This is a genomic window from Stackebrandtia albiflava, from assembly GCF_007994225.1.
GTDB lineage: Bacteria > Actinomycetota > Actinomycetes > Mycobacteriales > Micromonosporaceae > Stackebrandtia > Stackebrandtia albiflava.
This window is the reverse complement of record NZ_VLLL01000005.1, coordinates 1,028,364-1,048,442: the sequence shown is the minus strand read 5'-3', so window position 1 is coordinate 1,048,442 and position 20,079 is coordinate 1,028,364. Positions and strand designations below refer to the sequence as shown.

The following is a 20,079-nucleotide window of genomic DNA, read 5'->3' as shown; positions in this document are numbered from 1 at the left end:
GGTCGGAATCGGCGCGGCGCGGGTCGCGGCGTTCGCCGGAGTCGTCTCGTGCCACCGTCAGTTACCGCCCGGGGTCGGCATCGCGAGTTCCTTGCCGTCGGGCAGCCGCAGGTAGGTGACCTCCTCGGCGGGCACCAGGCCGAGCCGTTCGGCGGCGGCGGCGAGGTTACCGGGCGCCGACAGGTCCGCCAGTTCGTCGGTCAGCTGTTGCTCCGAGGCGTCCAGTGCCGCCTGTTCGTCGCGCAGGTCCTGCAGGATGAACGCGTTCTCGTTGATGGCGGTGGTCAACACGAGCAGGCCGACGATGCCCGCCGCGATCAGGCCCAGGATGGACACGACGAAGGGTGCGCGCGCCACGGCCACCGGTTCGGGTGGCGCCACCGCCTTCCGCGGCCGCCGGACCGGGGCGGTCTGCCGCCGGGGCGGCGCGGGCGCGGGCGCGACCGCCGGTTCGGGTTCCATGACGGGCTGCAACGCCAACTGGCCGTCCGACACCGGTTGCGACGTGTCGCCCAGCAGGGCGCGCTTACGCGAGTCGGCGGCGCGGGCTCGGCGCCGCGCGCTGCGGATGATCTCGTCGGTGTCGATGTGCGGGGAGCGGGCGCCTCGGCGGCGCCGGTTCGCGTCGGTCATGTGTCATCCTCCCCAAGAGAACGTCGGCGGTCGTGGTATGGCGTATCGGGGCTTTCCGTATCGGTGGGCAGTGCTTCGGCCGCCCGCAACTTCGCGGAGGCGGCCCGGGGGTTGGCGGCGATCTCGTCCTCGGACGGCGGTAGCGCGCCCTTGGAGATCAATCGCATGGTGGGTTCGGTACCCGGCAGGTCGATCGGCAAACCGGGCGGCGCCGAGGACGTCGTCCGTGCCGCCAGTTCCCGCTTCACGATCCGGTCCTCAAGGGAGTGATAGGACAGGACTACGATGCGGCCGCCGGGAAGCAGCGCGTCGAGTGCGGCGGGGACCGCGCGGCGCAGCACGTCGAGTTCGGCGTTGACCTCGATGCGCAGCGCCTGGAACGTGCGCTTGGCGGGGTTGCCGCCGCGTCGTCTCGCCGCGGCGGGGACGGCTTCCCGAACCAGTTCGACGAGCTCGCGACTGGACCGGATGGCCGACTCCTTGCGCCGCTTGACGATGGCCTTGGCGATGCGGGGCGCGAACCGTTCCTCGCCGTACAGGCGCAGGATCCGGGACAGTTCCCGTTCGTCGTAGCCGTTGACGACGTCCTCGGCGGTGGGCCCGGTCGACTGGTCCATCCGCATGTCCAGCGGCGCGTCCTGCGCGTAGGCGAAGCCGCGCCCGGCGACGTCGAGTTGCATCGAGGAGACACCGAGGTCGAACAGGACTCCGTCGACTCCGGGGATGTCTCGTTCGGCCAGCACGTCGGGAATCCGGTCGTACACGGCGTGGACCGGCACGAAGCGTTCCCCGAACCGGGCGAGCCGGCCGCCGGCCAGGGCCAGGGCGTCACGGTCCCGGTCGACACCGAGGACGGTGAGCGCGGGGTGCGAGGACAGCAGCGCCTCGGTGTGGCCGCCGGCGCCGAGGGTGGCGTCCACGGCGACGGCGCCGGGACGGGCCAGCGCGGGCGCCAACAGCTCACACACCCGGTCGAGGAAGACCGGGATGTGAGCCTCGTGCGGCGCACCGTACTGCGTCATGACGTCCGACCCCTCATCTGTCGACTCCGAACCACTTGGACCCCATCCGCCTGCGGCTGCGCCTGACACTGGGGAAGTGGTGTCAGGTGCGTCGCGGGCGGGTGGAGACCAGGTGATTCGGATCGCCGCCTCGCCTGCTCACGGCCTCAGAGGCCGGCCGGCAGTTGTCCCTCCTCTATGTCGGCGAAGGCCTCCTCGCTCTCCTCCAGGTAGGACTGCCAACTGTCGGCGTCCCACACCTCGACCCTGGTGCTGGCGCCGATGACGACCAGCTCACGGTCCAGTCCGGCGTACTCCCGGAGGTGCGCGGGGATGGTGACCCTCCCCTGTTTGTCCGGTGTCTCGTCATGTGCGCTGGCGAAGAACACCCGGTTGTAGGCGCGCGCGGCCTTGTTCGTCATCGGCGCCCGTTGCAGTTCGTCCGCGATGCGGCTGAACTCCGGCATGGGGAAGACGTAAAGGCAACGCTCCTGCCCCTTGGTGATCACCAGCCCACCTGCCAGTTCATCCCGAAATTTCGCCGGAAGGATCAGCCGTCCCTTGTCATCAAGCCGGGGAGTGTGGGTACCGAGAAACACCGGTGTCCCTCCCCCTGGCCTGCCCGCTGACGGGTGAAAGGTGCGGCGGTGGGACCGTCGGCCCCACCAACGCGCTCCACCTTACTCCACTTCCCTCCACGGCTATAGGGCATTTCGGTGAGAGTGACCGGTACGCAGGGTCAGATCGGCTGGTCAGGGCGGGTGGCGGGAAGTGGAGCGAAATCCGCCACGGTGGCGTCAGGGCGCGGGCGTGTGGACCTGGTGTCGGCGAGCCGCCGCGGACCCGGCCCGTCGGCGGCGTATGTCAGACTTTCTCGACGGCCCCGGCTCGATGATTGCGAGGACTACGTGACCAACCTGTCGGCGCGGGCGAAGTTCGCCACCGCCATGTTGCGCACCGCCGCGACGCTGTCCAGGGTCAGCGGACGCGGCGACGGATCGGTCATCGGGGGTCGTGTGGGCTTGACGATCGAGCCCCGGCTCCTGTCGATGCTGGCGGCCGGTCGGCAGGTGGCGTTGATCTCGGGCACCAACGGCAAGACCACGACGACCCGGTTCACCGCGGCCGCGTTGGAGGCCGCCGGGCCGGTCGCGACGAACTCCTTCGGCGCCAACATGCCGACCGGGCACACGACGGCGTTGGCGAAGGCGCGTGACGCGGTCAACTGCGTGCTGGAGGTGGACGAGCACTACCTTCCCCGGCTGTTGAACGAGGCGACACCGCAGGTGATCGCGCTGCTCAACCTGTCGCGGGACCAGCTGGACCGCGCGATGGAGGTGTCGGGCCTGGCCGCGAAGTGGCGTACCGCCCTGTCGGCGGCTCCCGACGTGCCGTTGATCGCCAACGCGGACGATCCGTGGGTGACCTGGGCGGCGGGGGCGAGCAGCCGGGTGACGTGGGTCGCCGGCGGGCAACGCTGGCAGGAGGACTCCTGGGTGTGCCCGCAGTGCGGCAAGCACCTCGACAGGTACGGGGAGTTCTGGCGTTGCACCGCGTGCGGCCTGAGCCGGCCGAGCCCCCACTGGGCCGTGGAGGGTGATTCGGCGGTCACGCCGGACGGGCGGCGCATCCCACTGGATCTGCGGCTTCCGGGTCAGGTCAACCGCGCCAACGCGGTGACGGCGCTGGCGGTGGCGTCGGCGTTCGGTGTTCCGCCCGAGGCGGCCGCGCCCCGGTTGAGCGAGGTCAAGTCCGTCGCGGGCCGGTACGCGGTGGTGCGGCGCGACGGCCGCCGGGTCCGGCTGCTGTTGTCGAAGAACCCGGCCGGTTGGCTGGAGGCGTTCGACATGCTGGAGCCCCGGTGCCCGGTGGTGCTGGCGCTCAACGCTCGCGAGGTCGACGGTTTCGACACGTCGTGGATCTACGACGTGGACTTCTCCCCCGTCCAGGGCCGTCAGGTGTTGGCCATCGGTGACCGCCGGATGGACCTGGCGGTGCGGCTGGAGGTCAACGGGGTCCGTTTCGAGGTGGTGGAGGACATCGCCGCCGCCATCCAGGCGGTGCCGCCGGGCGACCTCGAGGTCATCGCCAACTACACCGCGTTCCAAGACATCCGAGCGGAGTTCGACCGTGTCAACTAGCATGCTGCGGCTGGTGTGGGTGTACCCGGACCTGCTGTCCACCTACGGCGACCGTGGGAACCTGCTGATCCTGTCCCACCGGGCGGAGTCGCGGGGCATCCTGACCGAGTCGGTCATGGTCAGGTCCGACCAGGCGCTTCCCCGGCAGGCCGACATCTACCTGATCGGCGGCGGTGAGGACGGCCCGCAGTCGCTGGCGGCCGAGAAGCTGATCGCCGACGGCGCGGTCGCCGAGGCGGCCGACGCGGGCAGGGTCGTGTTCGCGGTGTGCGCGGGTTACCAGATCCTGGGGACCTCCTTCATCGCCAGTGACCGCGAGTGCGCCGGGCTCGGCCTGCTGGACATGCGGTCGGATCGCGGCCCGAGCCGCGCGGTCGGCGAACTGGCGGGGCCGGTGAACCCGGCGTTGGGTCTTCCCACCCTGACCGGGTTCGAGAACCACGGTGGGCGTACCCACCTGGGGCCGGAGACGGCGGCGTTGGCCAACGTCAGTCACGGCATCGGCAACGACGGGTCGACCGAGGGCGCGTTCCGCGGCAAGGTCGTCGGCACGTACCTGCACGGCCCGGCGTTGGCACGCAACCCGGCGCTGGCGGACCTCCTGTTGGCGTGGGCGGTGGGCCGGGCGCCCGAGGAGTTGCCGCCGTTGGACGACCGTTGGGCCCAGCAGTTGCGGCAGGAGCGGATCGCGGCCCTGGTGTGACGGGTGTCGCGCCCGCCGGGCCGAATCGTGACCAATCCGATGGAATCGGTCATTGCGGGTGGCCAAATCCGTGACAGGCGGGCAAGATGACCGCATGGACGTTGATTCGAGCGCGGCGGACGGGTACGAGTACACGCCTCTGAGGCTCCCGTCGGACCTCGACACGCTGTCGGCGCAGGCGCAGTTGTCGGTGGCCGCCGAGTACGGCGGGTGGGAGCTGGCGCGGGTGCTGCGGTTCGCCGACGGGACCCGGAAGGTGACGTTGCGCCGGAAACCGGGCAAGCGGCTGTTGCCCGGTCTGTCCTACTAGTAGCCGTTCAGTCGTCGGCGCGGACCGTCACGCCCGCCTCCACACCACTGTGGAACGAGCGCTCGTCGAGGCGGCCGATCATGGCGTCGGCGGGGGACACCTCGAATGCCAGGTCCTCGTGGCCGTCGTCGGTGGCGGCCACGTCCAGCCCCTCCGAGACGTCGTTGACGACGACGATCCCGTCGAGGGGCGTCAGTTCCGGAACCTCCAGGCTGTGCAGTGTGCCGTCGCCGGCGTGCAGCAGCTCCAGCACCGCGTCCCCGATCCCCTGGATGGGCTGGTCGTCGCCGTCGGGGTCGGGTACCTGTTCGCGCGCCAGTTCGGCGGCGCGCAGCAGCGCCGCCGAACTGGGTACGAGGTAGTCGCGGCGTTGCCGCACCGAGATGACCGCCGGTTCGGGGTCCGGTTCCACGGCCTCCTCGACCGAGGGCTCACCGTCGGAGTCGGTGTCGAGGTCGTCGGTCCGCAGCGGTTCCAGGTCGAAGGGGGTCACCTCGTCGAAGGTGGTGCGCAGCAGTTCGTCGTACTCGTACGCGGAGTTGTTGAACGCCACGTAGGCCCGCCACACCGATTCGTCGTCCACACGCCCCTCGGCGGCGCGCACCTCCTCCAGGTGCCGCCTCGCCGCCGCGATCATGACTTCGAGCGCGTCGGTCAGTTCATCGGTCATAGGGCCGCCCCCACTAGCTGTTGGACAGGAACCGGTCCAGAACCCGCGTCCCGAACTCCAGGCCCTCCACCGGGACCCGCTCGTCGATGCCGTGGAACAACGCCGAGAAGTCCAGGTCGGCGGGCAACTGCAGCGGCGCGAATCCAAAGCAGCGGATGCCGAGCCGTGAGAACGCCTTGGCGTCGGTGCCACCGGACAGCATGTACGGTACCGGACGTGCCGCCGGATCGTGGTGGCGCAGTGATTCGGACATCGCGTCCACCAGCGGTCCGTCGAAGGTGGTCTCCAGGCCCGGCTGTGAGTGGATCTGGTCGATGTGGACACCGTCGCCGACGATCTCCCGCAGCCGCGCCAGCAGCTCCTCGGAGCGGCCGGGCAGCGGCCGGCAGTCGATGACCGCCTCCGCCTTTCCGGGGATCACGTTCTCCTTGTATCCGGCGGTGAGACCGGTCGGGTTGGCGGTGTGGCGGATCGTGGCGCCGATGATGCGGGCGATCGGCCCCAGCTTGGCGATGACCGTCTCGGGGTTGTCGTGGTCGATCTCGACCTGCAGCACCTCCGACACCTCGGAGAGGAACGCCCGGACGGTCGGGGTCAGCTCCACGGGGAACCGGTGGCGCCCGACCCGGGCCACCGCTTCGCTCAGCCGGGTGACGGCGTTGTCGTCGTGGATCATGGAGCCGTGCCCGGGACGGTCGGTCACGGTGAGCCGCAACCACTCCAGGCCCTTCTCCGCCGTCTCGATCATGTAGAGCCGCAGGTCGTTGTTGACGGTCACGGAGAAGCCGCCGACCTCACCGACGGCCTCGGTGACGCCCTCGAACTCCTCGGGGTGCTCGTCGACCAGGAAGTGGGCGCCGTACTTACCGGCGGCCTCCTCGTCGGCGAGGAACATCAGCACGAGGTCGCGGGGCGGCACCCGGCCCTCCCGCTTCCACTGCCTCACCACGGCCAGGAGCATCGCGTCGAAGTCCTTCATGTCGACGGCGCCGCGACCCCACACGTACCCGTCCTTGATCTCGCCGGAGAACGGGTGGACGCTCCATTCGTCGGCGTCGGCGGGTACCACGTCGAGGTGCCCGTGCAGCAGCAGCGCCGGGCGGGAGGGGTCGGCGCCCTCGTACCGGGCGACGACGCTGGCGCGGCCTCTGGTGCTCTCGTAGATGCGCGGCTCCAGGCCGACCTCCGCCAGTTTGGCGGCGACGTACTCGGCCGCGGCACGCTCACCCGCGGCGGTCCGGGTGTCGCCGGTGTTGGTGGTGTCGATGCGGATCAGGTCGCGGCACAGTTCGACGACCTCGTCGGCGGCCGTGGTCACGGGGGCGTTGGCGGATTCGGCACTCATGTGCCATTCCTACCAGGGCCGACACCGGCGTGATCATCGGGCCGTTGGCCGCGTCCCGGTCCCCTTGGCGGCCCGTGTCGCCCGAATCCCGGCCACACCGTCCATCCTCGACACACCGCGGTGTGGGGGCGGTTCCGGCGCGCCGGACGATCACCCGATGCCGCCGCGGGTGTGGCGGCCGCATGATGGTGGCATGACCCATGAATCCGAGGATCCGGCCCGGCGACGGCCGGGCGGGGGCGTCCGGGCGGGCTGGTCGGGGGTGGTCGCCGCGTTCGTGTCCGTGGGGGTGGGCGAGCTGGCGGCGGCGGTCGTCGCGCCTCGGGCCGCGCCGTTGGCGGCGATCGGGGACGTCGTGATCGCGTGGGTCCCGGAACCGCTCAAGCGGTTGGCGATCGACTGGTTCGGCACCGCCGACAAACCGGTGTTGCAACTGGGCATCGTCGTCCTGCTGGCGGCGCTGTCGTTCGGGATCGGGCGGTTGGCGGCGACGCGGCCGTGGTGGGGTGTCGCGGCGGTCGCGGCCCTGGCGGTGGCGGGTGCCGCGGCGGCGGTGTCGCGCGCCGACGCCTCGGCGGTGTCGGTGGTGCCGGCGGTCGTGGGAGGTGTGGCGGGCGGCGCGGTGTTGTGGTGGCTGTCGCGGTGGGCGGTCGTCGTGGCGGCCGAGCCGCCGGACGGGGTGGGGCGGCGGCGGTTCCTGACGACGGCGGTGGCGTTGGCGGCCGGGGCCGCCGTCACGGGTTTCGTGTCCCGGTGGTGGTCGCAACGGGCGGTCGTCGAGGCGGCGCGGGCGGCGGTGGTCCTGCCGCCTCCGGCGGATCCGGCGCTGGAGCTGCCCGCCGGGCATCGGCTCGACGTTCCGGGGGTGACTCCGTGGCGGACACCGATCCGGGACTTCTACCGGATCGACACCGCGTTGACGGTTCCGGCCGTGGACCCGGCGGAATACCGGCTGCGGATCCACGGCCGGGTCGCGGCTCCGCTCGAGTTGACGTACCGGGAGCTGCTCGACCTGCCGCTGATCGAACGCGACATCACGCTGTGCTGTGTGTCCAACGAGGTCGGTGGCGGCTTGATCGGCAACGCCCGGTGGCTGGGGGTGCGGCTGGCCGACCTGCTGGCGGAGGTGCGCCCGGACCCCGGCGCCGACCAGTTGGTGGGGCGGTCGATCGACGGTTTCACGGCGGGGGCTCCCACGTCGGTCTGCCGCGACGGCCGGGACGCGATGCTGGCGGTCGGCATGAACGGTGAACCGTTGCCGGCGGTCCACGGTTTCCCGGTGCGGATGGTGGTGCCGGGCCTGTACGGGTACGTGTCGGCGACGAAGTGGCTCACCGAACTGGAGTTGACGTCGTTCGACGACTACGACGCCTACTGGATTCCACGGGGCTGGTCGGCGACCGCGCCGATCAAGACGCAGTCACGGATCGACACGCCCCGTGGGACCGCCACGGCCGGTGAGGTCGCGGTGGCAGGGGTCGCGTGGGCGCAGCACCGTGGCATCGGGGCGGTGGAGGTCCGGGTCGACGACGGCGACTGGCGGCCCGCCGAGCTGTCGGCGGTGGCGTCGACCGACACGTGGCGGCAGTGGGTGTGGCGGTGGCGTGCCACGCCGGGACGGCACCGGTTGACGGTGCGGGCCACCGACAACTCCGGGGAGACACAGACCGAGGAGATCGCTCCACCGGCACCGGACGGCGCGACCGGCCTGCACTCGGTGACGGTCCAGGTGGACTAGCCGCTCACGCCGGTTCAGTCCGCCAGTGGAAGCACGCTCGTGACGCCGGGGAAGTCGAGCCGGGCGTCGGTGACGTGTTCGGGGGTGCGGTCGGAGACGTCGAACCAGGTCAACGTGCCGCTGTTCTCGTTGGCCACGAACAGGGTCCGTCCGTCGGGCGACAGTGCCGCGTCGCGGGGCCACTCGCCCTCACAGTCGCGGGTGCCGATGAGTTCGCACAGTTCGGTGTCGATGACCGCGATGGAGTCGTGTCCCCGGTTGGTGACGTACGCGCGGCTTCCGTCCACGGAGACGACCACGGCACCGGGGTAGTTGCGTTCCACCGGTTTCCCGTCCATGGACAGGGTGTTGACGGACTCGCCGGGGGTCAGGACGCCGGCGTCGGCGTCCCAGTCGCAGCGGACGAGCTCGGAGCTGAGTTCGGCGGTGACGAACGCCCGGTCGCCGCGCGGCGAGAACGCCAGGTGGCGCACTCCCTGTCCTGGCCGGAAGTCCGCGGCCGAGTGACGGTGGAGCCGGCCGGTCTCCTCGTCGAGCCGGTACACCACGACCTGGTCGGTTCCCAGGTCGCAGCACAGTATCCACCGGCCGGTCGGGTCGGTGACGGCCTGGTGGGCGTGCGGGCCGTCCTGCCGGGGCAGGTCGGGTCCGCCGCCCTCGTGCTGCACGACGCACACCGGGTCCTCCAGTGACCCGTCGTCGGCGATCGGAAGCACCGCCACGGTTCCGCTGCCGTAGTTGGCGACGAGGAGGAACCGCCCGGACGGGTGCACCGAGGCGTGGCACGGCTGGTCACCGCCGGAGGACCGGATCGCACCGGCAGGGCGCCAGGTCCCGGACTCGTCGGCGGTGAAGGCGTGGACCCTGCCCGGTCCGGCCAGGTCCTCGCTCACGGCGTACAGGTGCCGCCGATCCGAGGAGACCGCCACATAGGACGGATTCACCATCTCGATCTCCTGGTGGATCCATCCGGCCATGGGGTCGGCGACGCCGACGGTGACGTGACTTCCGAGGATCAGGCGCATCCGGCGATCATAGAACAGGCCGGCGCGTGCCGAGCCGTTCCGCGCCGTCCACAGCGCACCGTCGTGGTGGAACGCGAGGACCCGGCCGCGCGGTCGCGACCGGGTCCTCGTCGATCGGGGTCAGCCCGCGGGGGCCACCGCGGGAGGTCTCCGGCGGCGTTTGATGAACCACTTGGCGACCGGTTCCACGACCCGTGCGGCCAACGGACCGACCACGACGAGGATCAGCACGTACGCGGCGACCAACGGCCCCAACTGGCTGGCCATCCCCGGTACGGCGACGGCAAGGCCCGCGATCACGATGCTGAACTCGCCTCTGGGTATCAGTAGGACGCCGGCACGCCAGGCGCCTATCTTCCCGACTCCCGCGCGTTTGGCCGCGACCAGGCCCGTCACGAGCTTCGTGCCGATGCCCACCACGGCGAGCGCGGCGGCGATCGCCAGCACCGGTGGCAGGTCCGCCGGATTCGTCTGAAGTCCGAAGTAGACGAAGAAGATGGCGGCGAACACGTCCTTGAGCGGGTCGAGGATCTCGCGCGCGCTGTGCGCGAGTTCGCCGGACAGGGTGATGCCGACCAGGAAAGCGCCGACCGCCATGGACACGTGCACGCGCTCGGCGAGGCCCGCCACCAGCAGGATCAGGCCGAGCACCTTCAGGACCAGCACCTCGTTACTCGGGCTGGCCAGGAACTTCTCCACGATCCCGCCGAACTTCGCGGCGATGATCAGCGCCACCGTGACCGCCGCCGCCGCCACCGCCAGGCCGATACTCGCCTGGGCGAGCGCCAGACCGGCCAGCAGGGTCGTCACGATCGGCAGGTAGAAGGCCATGACGAGGTCTTCCATGACCAGGATCGACAGCACCGTGGGGGTCTCACGGTTACCGAGCCAACCCAGGTCGTTGAGGACCTTCGCGGTGACACCCGAGGAGGTGACCAGCGTCACGCCGCCGAGCACCAGCGCCGCCACCGGCCCCCAGCCCAGCAGCAGACCCACGGCGACACCCGGAGACGCGTTGAGGACGATGTCGAGCAGACCGATCGGGGCGCCCTTCCGCAGGGTGCCGAAGAGTTCCGCGGCGGTGTATTCCAGCCCGAGGGTGAACAGCAGCAACACCACACCGATGTCGGCACCGATGTCGATGAAGCCCTCGGCGGCCTCGAGGGGCGCGAGTCCGCCGATACCGAAGCCCAGGCCCGCGAGCAGGTAGAGCGGGATGGGCGAGATGCCGAACCGGCCCGCGACGGCCGAGAGGATGCCGAGGCCGAGGATCACCGCGCCCAGTTCGAGGAGTACCAGCGCTGTATGTTCCACCGCGCGCCCCTAGCCGTTGGCCAGCAGTGTTTCGACGGCGCTGGTGCCGTCTTCGGTACCGATCACCACGACCACGTCCCCGGCTTCGAAACGGAAGTCGGGGCGAGGACTGGCGATTACCTCGCCGTGGCGGACCACGGCGACGATGGAGGCGCCGGTGCGGGTGCGCGCCTGGGTGTCGGCCAGTGCCCGCCCGTCGTACGGGGAGCCGCTGTGGATGCGCACCTGACGGCTGACCAGCCCGACCGCCTGCCGTTCGAGTTCGGCGAGCCGTTCCACGATGCGGGCACCGCCCAGCAGCTCGGCCAGGACGTTGGCCTCCTCACCCGACAGGACCACACACTCCGTCGTCGAGTCGGGATCGTCGGGGTCGTAGATGACGACTTCGCGGCGGCCGGACCGGTGTGTCACCACACCCATCCGGCGTCCCCGCTGGGTCTGGAACTCGTAGCGCAGGCCGATTCCCGGCAGAGCCGTCCGCTCGACGTCCATTGATCCGTCCTTCTCAGGTGGTAAGCGGGCCCGACGCCCGCACGGCGTCGCACAACGGACCCGATCTTGCCATCCGGTCGTCAAGGCCCGGCCCGCCCCCACGGACGGCGTGAGGTCAGTTGCCCGATTCCTCCGCGACCTTGCGCCGGACCTCGTCCATGTCGAGGGCGCGGACCTTGCCGATCACCTCGTCGAGAGCCGACCCGGGCAGCGCCCCGGGCTGCGCGAACACCAGGATGCCGTCCCGGAACGCCATCAGCGTCGGAATCGACCGGATGTTCGCCGCCTGCGCGATCCCCGGCTGCGCCTCGGTGTCCACCTTGCCGAACACGATGTCGTCGTGCTTCTCGCTGGCGGCTTCGAAGACGGGGGCGAACCGCTTGCACGGCCCACACCAGTCCGCCCAGTAGTCCACCAGGACGATGCCGTCGGAACTGATCGTCTTGTCGAAGGTCTCGCTGGTCAGGTCGATGGTCGCCATCGGATCTTCCGCCTTTCGGGTCGGAGCGTCAACACGGGAGCCATACCTCCCACGGGTATAGAAGGCGGAAGGCCCCGCCCATATTCCTACCCGCCGTCACATGGTGTGACTCACAGCGACCCACCCCTGGCCGATATTCCCGCCGCGAACACGGGGATTGCGCTTTCCATCACATCCGCATAGGGTCCCCTGAACACCCGCACCACCGATACGGAGCCCCCGTGTATCGCAAGCTGCTCCCGTTGGCCGTGGCCACCTTCGCCGTCACCACCGACAGCCTCGTCATCGCGGGACTGCTGCCCGCGATAGCGGACTCGCTGAACGTCACCATCCCCAGCGCGGGTCAACTCGTCACCGTGTTCGCCCTCACCTACGCGGTCGCCGCACCGGTGCTGGGCGCGACCACCGCGCATCTGGACCGCCGGAAGGTGCTCCTCATGGGGTTGGCGAGCTTCGTGGTGGGGAACGTGCTCGCGGCGGTGGGCACCACCTTCGGCGTCGTCATGCTGGGACGGGTCCTCAGCGCGCTGGGTGCCGCGCTCATCGCATCCATCGCGATGGCCAGCGCCACCGCGATCGCGCCACCCGAGCGGCACGGCCGCGCCCTGGCCTTGGTGACGGGCGGCTCCACGGTCGCCACGACGCTGGGCGTGCCGTTGGGCACGTTGATCGGCGGCACCGACTGGCGGATCACGATGTGGGCGGTAGCCGCGCTCGGACTGGTCGCCGGCGTCGGCATCGCGTTCGGGCTGCCACGCATCGACCTGCCGGCGGCACGACTGCGCGACCGGCTCCAGCCGTTGCGGGACCCCGGAGTGCTGGCGATCCTGGCGGTCACGCTGGGGATCCTCACCAGCGGCTACGTGCTGTACACCTACATCGGACCCGCGTTGGCCGACGTCACCGGCGGCGAGGCCGCGTCGTTGACGGCGGTCCTGGTCGCATACGGCGTCGGCTCGATCCTTGGCAACGTGGTGTCGGGCTTCCTCACCGACCGGTACCGGCCGGTCCGGATACTGCTGATCGGCCTGGTGCTGCTGGTACTGACGCTCGCGGCGACGCCGCTGGTCACGGTCAGCCTGGTCGTGACCATGGTGTGGGCGACCGTGTGGGGCATGGTCGGCTGGCTGACGGGTCTGCCGCAGCAACACCGACTGGTGCGGCGGGCACCCGACTCGGCCGCCCTGGTGCTGGGCCTCAACGTCTCGGTATTGCAGTTGGGCATCGCGACCGGTGGCGCGGTCGGCGGTGTCATCCTGCGCGAGAACGACCCGGTGTGGCTGGGGATCGTGTCGGCGGCGATCGCGGCCGTCGCCCTGATCACCACACTCGCCACGCTGCGGATCGGACGGGCCAGGCCGGAACAGGCCGACGAGGCGGAACCGGCCGCCGCCGCTAGCGGCGGGTGATCCGGGCGAACCCGGTCGTCAGATCGACGTGGTCGCCACCCGGTTCGCCCTCACCGTCCTCCTCGCGCAGCAGCGACTGCGAGTGGCGCTGTTCCAGGTCGTGGCCTTGCTGGGTTCGAAGGCGACGTGGAGCTGCGCGAAACCCGTGGACGAGACCTGACCGGTGCGTTCACTCCCCCGCCACGGGATCCACCGGGTCCTGCCCGCGCGCACCGCGAGCTGATCCACCAACGCGAGAAGGAACAGCAGCACGACGAGCCCCGGCAGGCTCATCGCGAACAACGTCAACATGTCGGCCTCCGGAGAATCGGGGTTCGGAGGTCAGCCTAATCGGCCCCGGGCCGGGGTGTCATCCCTGTTCACCGCGGCGTCATCCGGTACAGGTCGGTGCGGCGGATAGTGCTTGGCGGCGGGTGCGGCGGCTGGTGTACAGTGATGCCGCGCCTCCCGAGAGGGAAGGCGTCCACCACAATGCGCGAGTGGCGGAATGGCAGACGCGCTAGCTTGAGGTGCTAGTGCCCTATTAACGGGCGTGGGGGTTCAAGTCCCCCCTCGCGCACCACTGAAGCCCCGAACCGGGATAACGGTTCGGGGCTTTTTCATGCATTCCGGCACGAGTACGACGGCACCTGATCGCCGGACGGTGGTGACATCCGGTCGCGGGAACGCCGTCGCCGCCCCACCGCACAATCGAAGCCGACCCTCGGCCGGCGGGTGTACATCACCACCGGCCGTCTCGTACGGCCGGCAACATCACAAGCCCAGCACGTCCCGCATCACCACCGGGTCCTCGGGCCACTCCTTCACCGACCGCGCCACGATCGTCACGCCATTGTTCAAGACCACGAATCGTCGGCGCTGCGCCTCGTCTTTCAATGCCGCACGGATCTCCTTGTTCACCTCTGCGTCCGGTTCGAATTCGCGAATGTTCTCACCGAGCCGCCTCGCAACGTCCGCACTGGGGATCGGTTTCAAGGCCATCACCGTCGAGAAGCGCTCAATCGCCGACAGCGCGGCTCGAAATCTCACCGATGCCCAGGTGTGCTCAAGGCATGAAATCAAAGCCACGCTGCGCGGCAGCGGAACCGGTGCGCCACGCCCTCCTGCGCGGGAATGGGCGGGCTGAGTCAGGCGTCACCGGGCATCGGTCGGTATGCGTGGGGCGGACTCGAACAGGTGATTCCCGGTAGGTTGAGGATCCCGTTTCCACCCAGCCGAAAGATGTCACCCATGAACAGTCACCGGCCAGGCACCGAAACCGGCCAGTCCCCGTCCCGGGTCCGCATCGCCGGGAGAAAACGAAGGCTCCTGGCCGCCGGCGGTGTCCTCAGTGCCATCGCCGGTCTGCTCCTGGCGAGCACACCCTTCGCCGAAGCATCGACCGTCTCACTCGAGACCGACACCGCAGCCCAACTCAGCTTCGGCCACCCGGTGTTCACCCCGGCCGAGATCGACGCCTGGTCGTCCACATCTCACGAGTACACCCGGCTCGCCGGTTCGTGGGCCGGCAACGTGAACCGGTCGTATGCCTCCTACGGTGCCGAGATCAGCAGCACCGAACGTGATCTGTTCAGAGACGAATCGGGATACCTCAAGGTCCAGGCGATGCTCTGGGCCGCCGACGGTGATACCGCCCGTCGGGACAAAGTCGTCACACGGCTCAACGACATAGGCAACGTGATCTCGTGGCAGGCGGACGCAGCCCAGCAATACCGCCTCGTGGCCGGTTGGTCGTGCACCAACCTCGCTCAGGCCGCCGCCATGGTCGACTACCAGGACACCGACTTCACACGGTTCCTGGTCCAGGAGTGCTATCCGCTCCTGGATTGGTCCAACGGCGGCAACTGGCACGCCAGTTTCGCCGACTCCCGGCTGGCGATCGCATCCTATGTCCAGGACACCGATCTGTGGAATGACGCGAAGGCGTACTTCAACACGCGCATCGCGCAGTCGATCTACCACTCCCGATACGACGGCACCCGGGTCCGGCCGCTACTGGACGCCAACGGCAAGCCCTCGGTGGGCCTCACCCGGAACCACTGGGGCGGGACCTGGGGCGTCACCCAGATAACCAACGATCTGTCCCCGATCGACCCGGCCCGCTTCCCCGACGGGGTGAACGCCGAACGCACCCGAGACCTCGGCCATGTGTCGATGGGGCTCGGCGCCTGGATCCACGGCGCCCGAACCATTCTGGCCCAAGGCGACACGCTCGAACCACATGCCTTCGACCGGCTGCTCGCCGCGTACGCACATCACGGTGACCGAGTGCTGGCCTATCTGGACACCGGCGAAATCCCCGAACCCGGTACCGCCAGAGGTGATGGTGGCAACGCGTTCAAGATGGCATGGTTCGGGGCCTGTACCTTCTTCGCCGACCGTACACCTGCGGATCCGGCGGCATTGTGTGCTCACGATCAGGTGACCGGTCTTTCGCCGGTCGGCGCGAATCACCTGATCGCCGAAGCTTTCGCATACGCCGCATAGCGCGGGGCCGTGACTGTCGGTTCCGGGTGAACATGGTGGCACATGGGCTTCACCTTTCGGGTCGGCCGGCATCGAGACGATCAGGTCCTGTTCGGTGATGCAAGCGGCTCCTTTCATGGTCACCGACCGCGAAAGGAGCCGCATGTCCATCCGCACCGCGACGCCTCGCAGCCGGGCTCAGAATCCGTTACCGCTCAGCCAGGCGAACAACTCGTCCTCTCGCCGCCCGTCGTCGGCACGCCAGCGCCCCAGTTCCCGGGAATCGGTGATCCGACCGTCCCGGAGGTACACGACCCGGTCGGCCCGGGCGGCGCACACCGGGTCGTGTGTGACCATCACCAGCGTCGTTCCTCCGCTGTGGGCGTCCGTCAGCGCGTCCATGACCTCGGTGGTCATGCTGCTGTTCAACGCCCCGGTCGGCTCGTCGGCGAACAGGACCGCCGGTTCGGTCGCGAGGGCCCGGCAGATCGAAGCCCGCTGAAGCTGGCCCCCCGAGACCTGCGTGACGCCGTGTCGCCGCACGTGGTCGATCCCGAACCGGTCCATGAGGGAGTCGACCCGCGAGACGACGGCCTCCGAGTCACCGGGTGCCGCCTTCAGCGCCGGAAGCAGGATGTTGTCCTGCAGGTTCAGGTTGTTCAAGAAGTACGCCTGCTGGAAGATGAACCCCATCCTGGTCAACCGGACCCGGCTCAGCTCCGCGTCCTTCAGTGTGGTGAGTTCCCTGCCTTCCAAGTGCACCGTACCGCTCGTCGGCCGGTCCATCCCGCTCATGTTGTAGAGCAGGGTCGACTTGCCGGAGCCGGATGAACCCATCACGGCGAGGAACTCACCCCGCCCGACCGTCAGGTCGACACCGCGCAGGACCTCGGTCGCGGGGTCGGTGGAGTGATACGTCTTGGTGAGGTTCCGGCACGCCAGGGGGGCGTGGTCATGCTGTGGCATTACGAATCCCGTCTTCATGAAGTGAGCCAACCGCTCTTGTCCGCGCCGCGGAGTCCGGCGGTGAGAAACACCGTGCTGAGGTATCCCGTGGCGATCAACAGCAGCGGGTAGGCCACATAGACCAACAGCGGGTTCGGAATGAACGAGAGGTCGGTGATCCCCAGGCCCGCCATCGCGATCAGCGAACCGACCATGGACTCCCCCACGGTGGCCGAGAGCACCGCCCCCGCCACGACACCTGTGGCGATGGCGACCAGTGCGTTGCCCTGTACCTGATTGCGAAGCTCGCGGGCCGAGAACCCGATGGCCGACAGCATGCCCATCCTGCGCCGGTCACTCGCGAGCCGCAGTTTCAGGAACATACTCGTGATGAGCGCCGCTACGGCGACCCCGGACACCAGGGCCAGGAGCGCGGCACCACGGAAGGAGTCGACGGCATAGGACAACGTCTGCTTCATGTACTCCCTCGTCGGGAGCACGGTGGCATTCGGGAACCGACCGCCGTATTCGGATGCGATGGCGGCGGGGGTGCCCCCGCCGACGATGTCGGCGAAGACGACGTAGGCCGCGGCGTCCGCCGTGACCTCGCCATGCATCTTGGCGGTGTATCCGCCACCGGTCAGGTCCTGGTAGACGCCGCTCACCTCGACCGAAACGACCTCGTCGTCACCGAGTCTCATCGCCAGGACGTCACCGGGACTCAACCGGTACCTCTCGGCGTTCAACGCGGAGACGGCGATCTGCCCGGCACCGGGGCGTCCACCCCGAATGTATTCGATCGTGCTCTGAGTGTAGTCGCCGACCTCCACCCGGAACGTCTCCCAACCCTCGTCGCCTTCGATCCGGTACGTGAGATTGGCGTAGGACTCGACCCCGGTCAGCCGGTCGTCGTTCCCCATCGCCGTGAGCACGTCCCCGCGAAGTGCGTCGAGGCCATCGGAGAACTGCAGGTCGACCCGCAGCTCGCTGTCCGGGACCCCCAGGTACGTCCCGAATCGAGAACTGTCGAAGGTGGTGTAGAGGTTCATGGGCAGGGTCATCAGTATCGATGCGAGACAGAAGACCAGCGGGATCAGCAACCAGCTCCGGGCCTCGGACCGCAGCTCCAGCATCGCCAATCGGCGATTCAGGTTTCCGCCGCGGTACCCGTCGAGGCGGCCGCGGCGGACCCGCCGGGCCTGACGTCTGGCCCGCCGCGCGGTCTGCCGCTCGTCCAGGGTGCTGCCGTGGACCAGGGCGTTGACGACCTCGATCCGGCGCACCCGACCGAGGACTCGCCGGCAGATCCCCACCACGAACAGGTACACCAGCGAGAGCGCGAGCGTCGGCACCAGGAACGTCGCCGGGCCGATCTCCGCCTCGGCGTAGTTGTCCTCAATGCCTCCGGTCAACAGGTGCGTGGCGACGACGGCCGCCGCGCCACCCACGAGGCAGGCCGACAACGTCATCGCCCGGTACTTCAACAGGTAGAGTCCACTGATCATGCGGTCCGGCAGGCCGATGGCCTTCATGGCCCCTATCTCGCGGACCTCGTCGGTGAGCATTCCCCGGATCACGAAACGCACGTTGAGCAGCGCGATCACCATCACGAGCATGCTCACGAAGACCAGTGCCAGCGCCACCAGGCCGTCGCTGAAGGCGTTGATCAGGCGGATCTGCTCGTAGGTGACGCCCTGGCCGTTCTTCGGCACCGCGGCGTCGGCCTCGTACACCCGCTGGAAATCCGCTCCCGTGCCGGGGTCGTCCAGTCGGTACTCGACGATGATCTCCGGCGTACCACCTCCGGCCGCGGCGAGGGCTTCGAAGTCGGCGGTGGACACGAGGAAACGAGTCGATGACAAGAGCGACGCCATCTGCGCGTCCCTCACGAAGCCCTCGATCCGCAGTACCCGGATCCCCGACTCGGTGCGGATCCGCAGTTCGTCCCCGGCCTGAAGATCGAAGGACTGCTGATAGCCCACCGGAAGGTACACCTCGCCGACGGCGGGCTCGGGAATGGCTCCGGTCTCGTCTATGAGGAAATCGAACTCCTCGTTCTGTGTCACGAACAGGTTGTCGATCAGGCGGCTCGACAGATCCCCCGACTCCCCGGTGGACGGACGCTCCCAGGCGAGGGAGGCGCCGTCGAAGCCGAGCATCTCCTCGATGAGCCACGAGTCGATCTCGGGATGGGCGGCGGCGAACCGCTCCAGCGCCGCTTCGTCGTACTCCCCCTTGTGCATCTGAAGGAAGTGGGGCGGCTTGGCGACATCGAACAGCTGGTCCACCGCGCCGACCAGACGCTCCATGACCATCGAACCGGTGGCCATCAGAAAGGCGCTGAGTACGAGCATCAGTAGGAGCGTGAGGTTGACGCCCTTGTTCTGGACCATGTCCCGACGCAGGTACCGGAACCGAATCCCGCCCTGTCGGCTCATCGCGGGGTGCCGAGGCATGAGTGGGCTGAATGGGCGTGGTGCATGTAGTGAGGCTGTACGTCCATACTCAATGGATATCAACGGGAACCCGTAGTTCGACACCGGTGAAGGCCCCTAAGGTTGCTGAATCCTCTGCGCCGCAGAGGTGTCGGGATGTCCTAACAGGTGTCCAACGGAACGACGCGTCGGGAAGCCGGCTCGCGCTGAGTCCGTCGACCGACCAGATCACGACATGTTCTCAACCGGTGTCGGGGAGAGGATGGCGGCAGGTGACGTGCGACGGACACGGGATCGACCGGCTCGCACCGCGCCGGCTTCGGGGCATTTCGGGCACCGAACCATCCCGGTCCTGTCCGCCGGACCCGTTCGGCACTATGGTTCGTTCCAGTGGCCCCCGCCCCGGCCCTGTGCGGCATGGCATCGCGCCCGAAGGAAGGTCTCCCGTGTCCCAGTCCCCCGACCACCGTGCCGCCCGGCCAAGCGGGCCGCACGACGGGTCCTCGTCGAAGGTGAACGGAATGCTCGAGAGGTTCCGGGGGTTGAGCCGTTCCCGCCGCATCGGATTCGCCATCTGGGCGGTACTCATGGTTCTCGGTGGTGTCATGATGGTCGTCGCCTGGCAGGGCCGTCCCGTGGCCGGGGACTGTCTCACCGGCCTCGAGGAGGGGCTCACCGGGTATCCGATCGTCGAGTGCGACGACCCGGCCGCCGTCTGGAAGGTCGTAGGGGACGCCGAAGGCGAACGGGACGACTCCGACCTCGGCACCTGCGACGGGCAGCCCGACGGACAACGGATCAACGAGAACGTCGGACGCAACAGCAGTTGGGAGATGTGCGTGGTCCCGCACCGGCCCTGACGCCGCTACCCGCCACGTCGAGGCCGACGCGGCCGCCGAGGATCCATCGCGTGCCGGTGCGCCACCAGCCCACCGAACGATCGGCGGGTCGTCCGGGAGGTGCCGCCTGCT

20 protein-coding genes and 1 tRNA gene are annotated in these 20,079 nt (G+C 69.2%); 8 read left to right on the top strand and 13 right to left on the bottom strand.

Annotated features, from left to right (window positions below):
• Positions 1 to 57: 57 nt before the first annotated feature.
• From ftsL to mraZ, 3 genes are all read right to left on the bottom strand, one after another.
• On the bottom strand, positions 58 to 633 hold the full coding sequence (gene ftsL, locus LX16_RS05610; RefSeq protein ID WP_147134104.1) for a cell division protein FtsL: 576 nt from the start codon (positions 631 to 633) through the stop codon (positions 58 to 60).
• Positions 630 to 1,655 carry a 16S rRNA (cytosine(1402)-N(4))-methyltransferase RsmH gene (rsmH, locus tag LX16_RS05605; RefSeq protein WP_147134102.1) on the bottom strand — a complete coding sequence of 342 codons (1,026 nt, stop codon included), beginning with the start codon at positions 1,653 to 1,655 and terminating at the stop codon, positions 630 to 632. Before rsmH ends, ftsL begins: the two co-directional genes overlap by 4 nt.
• Before the next feature lie 146 nt (positions 1,656 to 1,801).
• Positions 1,802 to 2,233: a division/cell wall cluster transcriptional repressor MraZ gene (gene mraZ / locus LX16_RS05600; RefSeq protein WP_147134099.1), complete on the bottom strand. Its 432-nt coding sequence runs from the start codon at positions 2,231 to 2,233 to the stop codon at positions 1,802 to 1,804.
• A 318-nt stretch (positions 2,234 to 2,551) separates the two neighbouring features.
• Here mraZ and LX16_RS05595 point away from each other — a divergent pair, with 318 nt between their 5' ends.
• From LX16_RS05595 to LX16_RS05585, 3 genes are all read left to right on the top strand, one after another.
• Positions 2,552 to 3,775 carry a MurT ligase domain-containing protein gene (locus LX16_RS05595; RefSeq protein ID WP_147137079.1) on the top strand — a complete coding sequence of 408 codons (1,224 nt, stop codon included), beginning with the start codon at positions 2,552 to 2,554 and terminating at the stop codon, positions 3,773 to 3,775.
• Complete coding sequence (locus LX16_RS05590) at positions 3,765 to 4,478, top strand: type 1 glutamine amidotransferase (protein WP_147134095.1); 714 nt, start codon at positions 3,765 to 3,767, stop codon at positions 4,476 to 4,478. Before LX16_RS05595 ends, LX16_RS05590 begins: the two co-directional genes overlap by 11 nt.
• Positions 4,479 to 4,572: 94 nt before the next feature.
• Positions 4,573 to 4,788, top strand: a complete 216-nt coding sequence (locus LX16_RS05585; RefSeq protein ID WP_147134092.1) for a DUF5703 family protein — start codon at positions 4,573 to 4,575, stop codon at positions 4,786 to 4,788.
• A 7-nt stretch (positions 4,789 to 4,795) separates the two neighbouring features.
• Here the strand turns inward: LX16_RS05585 and LX16_RS05580 are convergent, their stop codons facing one another.
• The gene (locus LX16_RS05580) at positions 4,796 to 5,458 is read right to left on the bottom strand and encodes a hypothetical protein (RefSeq protein ID WP_147134089.1); all 663 of its coding nucleotides are present in this window, start codon (positions 5,456 to 5,458) and stop codon (positions 4,796 to 4,798) included.
• A gap of 13 nt (positions 5,459 to 5,471) precedes the next feature.
• Positions 5,472 to 6,803, bottom strand: coding sequence for a M20/M25/M40 family metallo-hydrolase (locus LX16_RS05575; protein ID WP_147134086.1), 1,332 nt, complete (start codon positions 6,801 to 6,803; stop codon positions 5,472 to 5,474).
• Positions 6,804 to 6,996: 193 nt separating this feature from the next.
• On the opposite strand from LX16_RS05575, the gene LX16_RS05570 reads away from it, so the two are divergent.
• Positions 6,997 to 8,541 carry a molybdopterin-dependent oxidoreductase gene (locus LX16_RS05570; protein ID WP_147134083.1) on the top strand — a complete coding sequence of 515 codons (1,545 nt, stop codon included), beginning with the start codon at positions 6,997 to 6,999 and terminating at the stop codon, positions 8,539 to 8,541.
• A 14-nt stretch (positions 8,542 to 8,555) separates the two neighbouring features.
• Here the strand turns inward: LX16_RS05570 and LX16_RS05565 are convergent, their stop codons facing one another.
• The 4 genes from LX16_RS05565 to trxA form a co-directional block, all read right to left on the bottom strand.
• A complete protein-coding gene (locus tag LX16_RS05565) occupies positions 8,556 to 9,566 on the bottom strand; it encodes a lactonase family protein (protein ID WP_147134080.1) in 1,011 nt (336 codons plus the stop codon).
• Positions 9,567 to 9,686: 120 nt separating this feature from the next.
• The gene (locus tag LX16_RS05560; protein WP_170283844.1) at positions 9,687 to 10,880 is read right to left on the bottom strand and encodes a cation:proton antiporter; all 1,194 of its coding nucleotides are present in this window, start codon (positions 10,878 to 10,880) and stop codon (positions 9,687 to 9,689) included.
• A gap of 9 nt (positions 10,881 to 10,889) precedes the next feature.
• Positions 10,890 to 11,372, bottom strand: coding sequence for a cation:proton antiporter regulatory subunit (locus LX16_RS05555; RefSeq protein ID WP_147134076.1), 483 nt, complete (start codon positions 11,370 to 11,372; stop codon positions 10,890 to 10,892).
• A 115-nt stretch (positions 11,373 to 11,487) separates the two neighbouring features.
• Complete coding sequence (trxA, locus tag LX16_RS05550) at positions 11,488 to 11,853, bottom strand: thioredoxin (RefSeq protein ID WP_147134073.1); 366 nt, start codon at positions 11,851 to 11,853, stop codon at positions 11,488 to 11,490.
• A gap of 221 nt (positions 11,854 to 12,074) precedes the next feature.
• On the opposite strand from trxA, the gene LX16_RS05545 reads away from it, so the two are divergent.
• Complete coding sequence (locus LX16_RS05545; RefSeq protein ID WP_147134070.1) at positions 12,075 to 13,262, top strand: MFS transporter; 1,188 nt, start codon at positions 12,075 to 12,077, stop codon at positions 13,260 to 13,262.
• Here LX16_RS05545 and LX16_RS28170 read toward each other — a convergent pair.
• Positions 13,249 to 13,332 (bottom strand): hypothetical protein, encoded by an 84-nt coding sequence (locus tag LX16_RS28170; RefSeq protein ID WP_425304418.1) that lies wholly within the window; start codon positions 13,330 to 13,332, stop codon positions 13,249 to 13,251. The two genes, LX16_RS05545 and LX16_RS28170, sit on opposite strands and share 14 nt — an antisense overlap.
• Before the next feature lie 403 nt (positions 13,333 to 13,735).
• On the opposite strand from LX16_RS28170, the gene LX16_RS05535 reads away from it, so the two are divergent.
• A tRNA-Leu gene (locus LX16_RS05535) sits at positions 13,736 to 13,824 on the top strand.
• A 191-nt stretch (positions 13,825 to 14,015) separates the two neighbouring features.
• On the opposite strand, the gene LX16_RS05530 is transcribed toward LX16_RS05535, so the two are convergent.
• Positions 14,016 to 14,330, bottom strand: coding sequence for an AIPR family protein (locus tag LX16_RS05530; protein WP_147134064.1), 315 nt, complete (start codon positions 14,328 to 14,330; stop codon positions 14,016 to 14,018).
• 363 nt (positions 14,331 to 14,693) lie between these two features.
• On the opposite strand from LX16_RS05530, the gene LX16_RS05525 reads away from it, so the two are divergent.
• Positions 14,694 to 15,749, top strand: a complete 1,056-nt coding sequence (locus tag LX16_RS05525) for a hypothetical protein (protein WP_147134061.1) — start codon at positions 14,694 to 14,696, stop codon at positions 15,747 to 15,749.
• Between the two features lie 177 nt (positions 15,750 to 15,926).
• On the opposite strand, the gene LX16_RS05520 is transcribed toward LX16_RS05525, so the two are convergent.
• Positions 15,927 to 16,694 carry an ABC transporter ATP-binding protein gene (locus LX16_RS05520; RefSeq protein ID WP_147134058.1) on the bottom strand — a complete coding sequence of 256 codons (768 nt, stop codon included), beginning with the start codon at positions 16,692 to 16,694 and terminating at the stop codon, positions 15,927 to 15,929.
• 14 nt (positions 16,695 to 16,708) lie between these two features.
• Positions 16,709 to 19,066: an FtsX-like permease family protein gene (locus LX16_RS05515; protein ID WP_211354296.1), complete on the bottom strand. Its 2,358-nt coding sequence runs from the start codon at positions 19,064 to 19,066 to the stop codon at positions 16,709 to 16,711.
• A gap of 563 nt (positions 19,067 to 19,629) precedes the next feature.
• Between LX16_RS05515 and LX16_RS05510 the strand changes: the two genes are divergently transcribed.
• Positions 19,630 to 19,968, top strand: coding sequence for an LppU/SCO3897 family protein (locus LX16_RS05510; RefSeq protein ID WP_147134055.1), 339 nt, complete (start codon positions 19,630 to 19,632; stop codon positions 19,966 to 19,968).
• Positions 19,969 to 20,079 lie beyond the last annotated feature (111 nt).

Bases quoted from the DNA above. Each gene is read 5' to 3' on its own strand.
- ftsL (WP_147134104.1), bottom strand. From the start codon at position 633: ATGACCGACGCGAACCGGCGCCGCCGAGGCGCCCGCTCCCCGCACATC.
- rsmH (WP_147134102.1), bottom strand. From the start codon at position 1,655: ATGACGCAGTACGGTGCGCCGCACGAGGCTCACATCCCGGTCTTCCTC.
- LX16_RS05585 (WP_147134092.1), top strand. From the start codon at position 4,573: ATGGACGTTGATTCGAGCGCGGCGGACGGGTACGAGTACACGCCTCTG.
- LX16_RS05580 (WP_147134089.1), bottom strand. From the start codon at position 5,458: ATGACCGATGAACTGACCGACGCGCTCGAAGTCATGATCGCGGCGGCG.
- LX16_RS05575 (WP_147134086.1), bottom strand. From the start codon at position 6,803: ATGAGTGCCGAATCCGCCAACGCCCCCGTGACCACGGCCGCCGACGAG.
- LX16_RS05570 (WP_147134083.1), top strand. From the start codon at position 6,997: ATGACCCATGAATCCGAGGATCCGGCCCGGCGACGGCCGGGCGGGGGC.
- LX16_RS05565 (WP_147134080.1), bottom strand. From the start codon at position 9,566: ATGCGCCTGATCCTCGGAAGTCACGTCACCGTCGGCGTCGCCGACCCC.
- LX16_RS05555 (WP_147134076.1), bottom strand. From the start codon at position 11,372: ATGGACGTCGAGCGGACGGCTCTGCCGGGAATCGGCCTGCGCTACGAG.
- trxA (WP_147134073.1), bottom strand. From the start codon at position 11,853: ATGGCGACCATCGACCTGACCAGCGAGACCTTCGACAAGACGATCAGT.
- LX16_RS05520 (WP_147134058.1), bottom strand. From the start codon at position 16,694: ATGCCACAGCATGACCACGCCCCCCTGGCGTGCCGGAACCTCACCAAG.
- LX16_RS05515 (WP_211354296.1), bottom strand. From the start codon at position 19,066: ATGGTCCAGAACAAGGGCGTCAACCTCACGCTCCTACTGATGCTCGTA.
- LX16_RS05510 (WP_147134055.1), top strand. From the start codon at position 19,630: ATGCTCGAGAGGTTCCGGGGGTTGAGCCGTTCCCGCCGCATCGGATTC.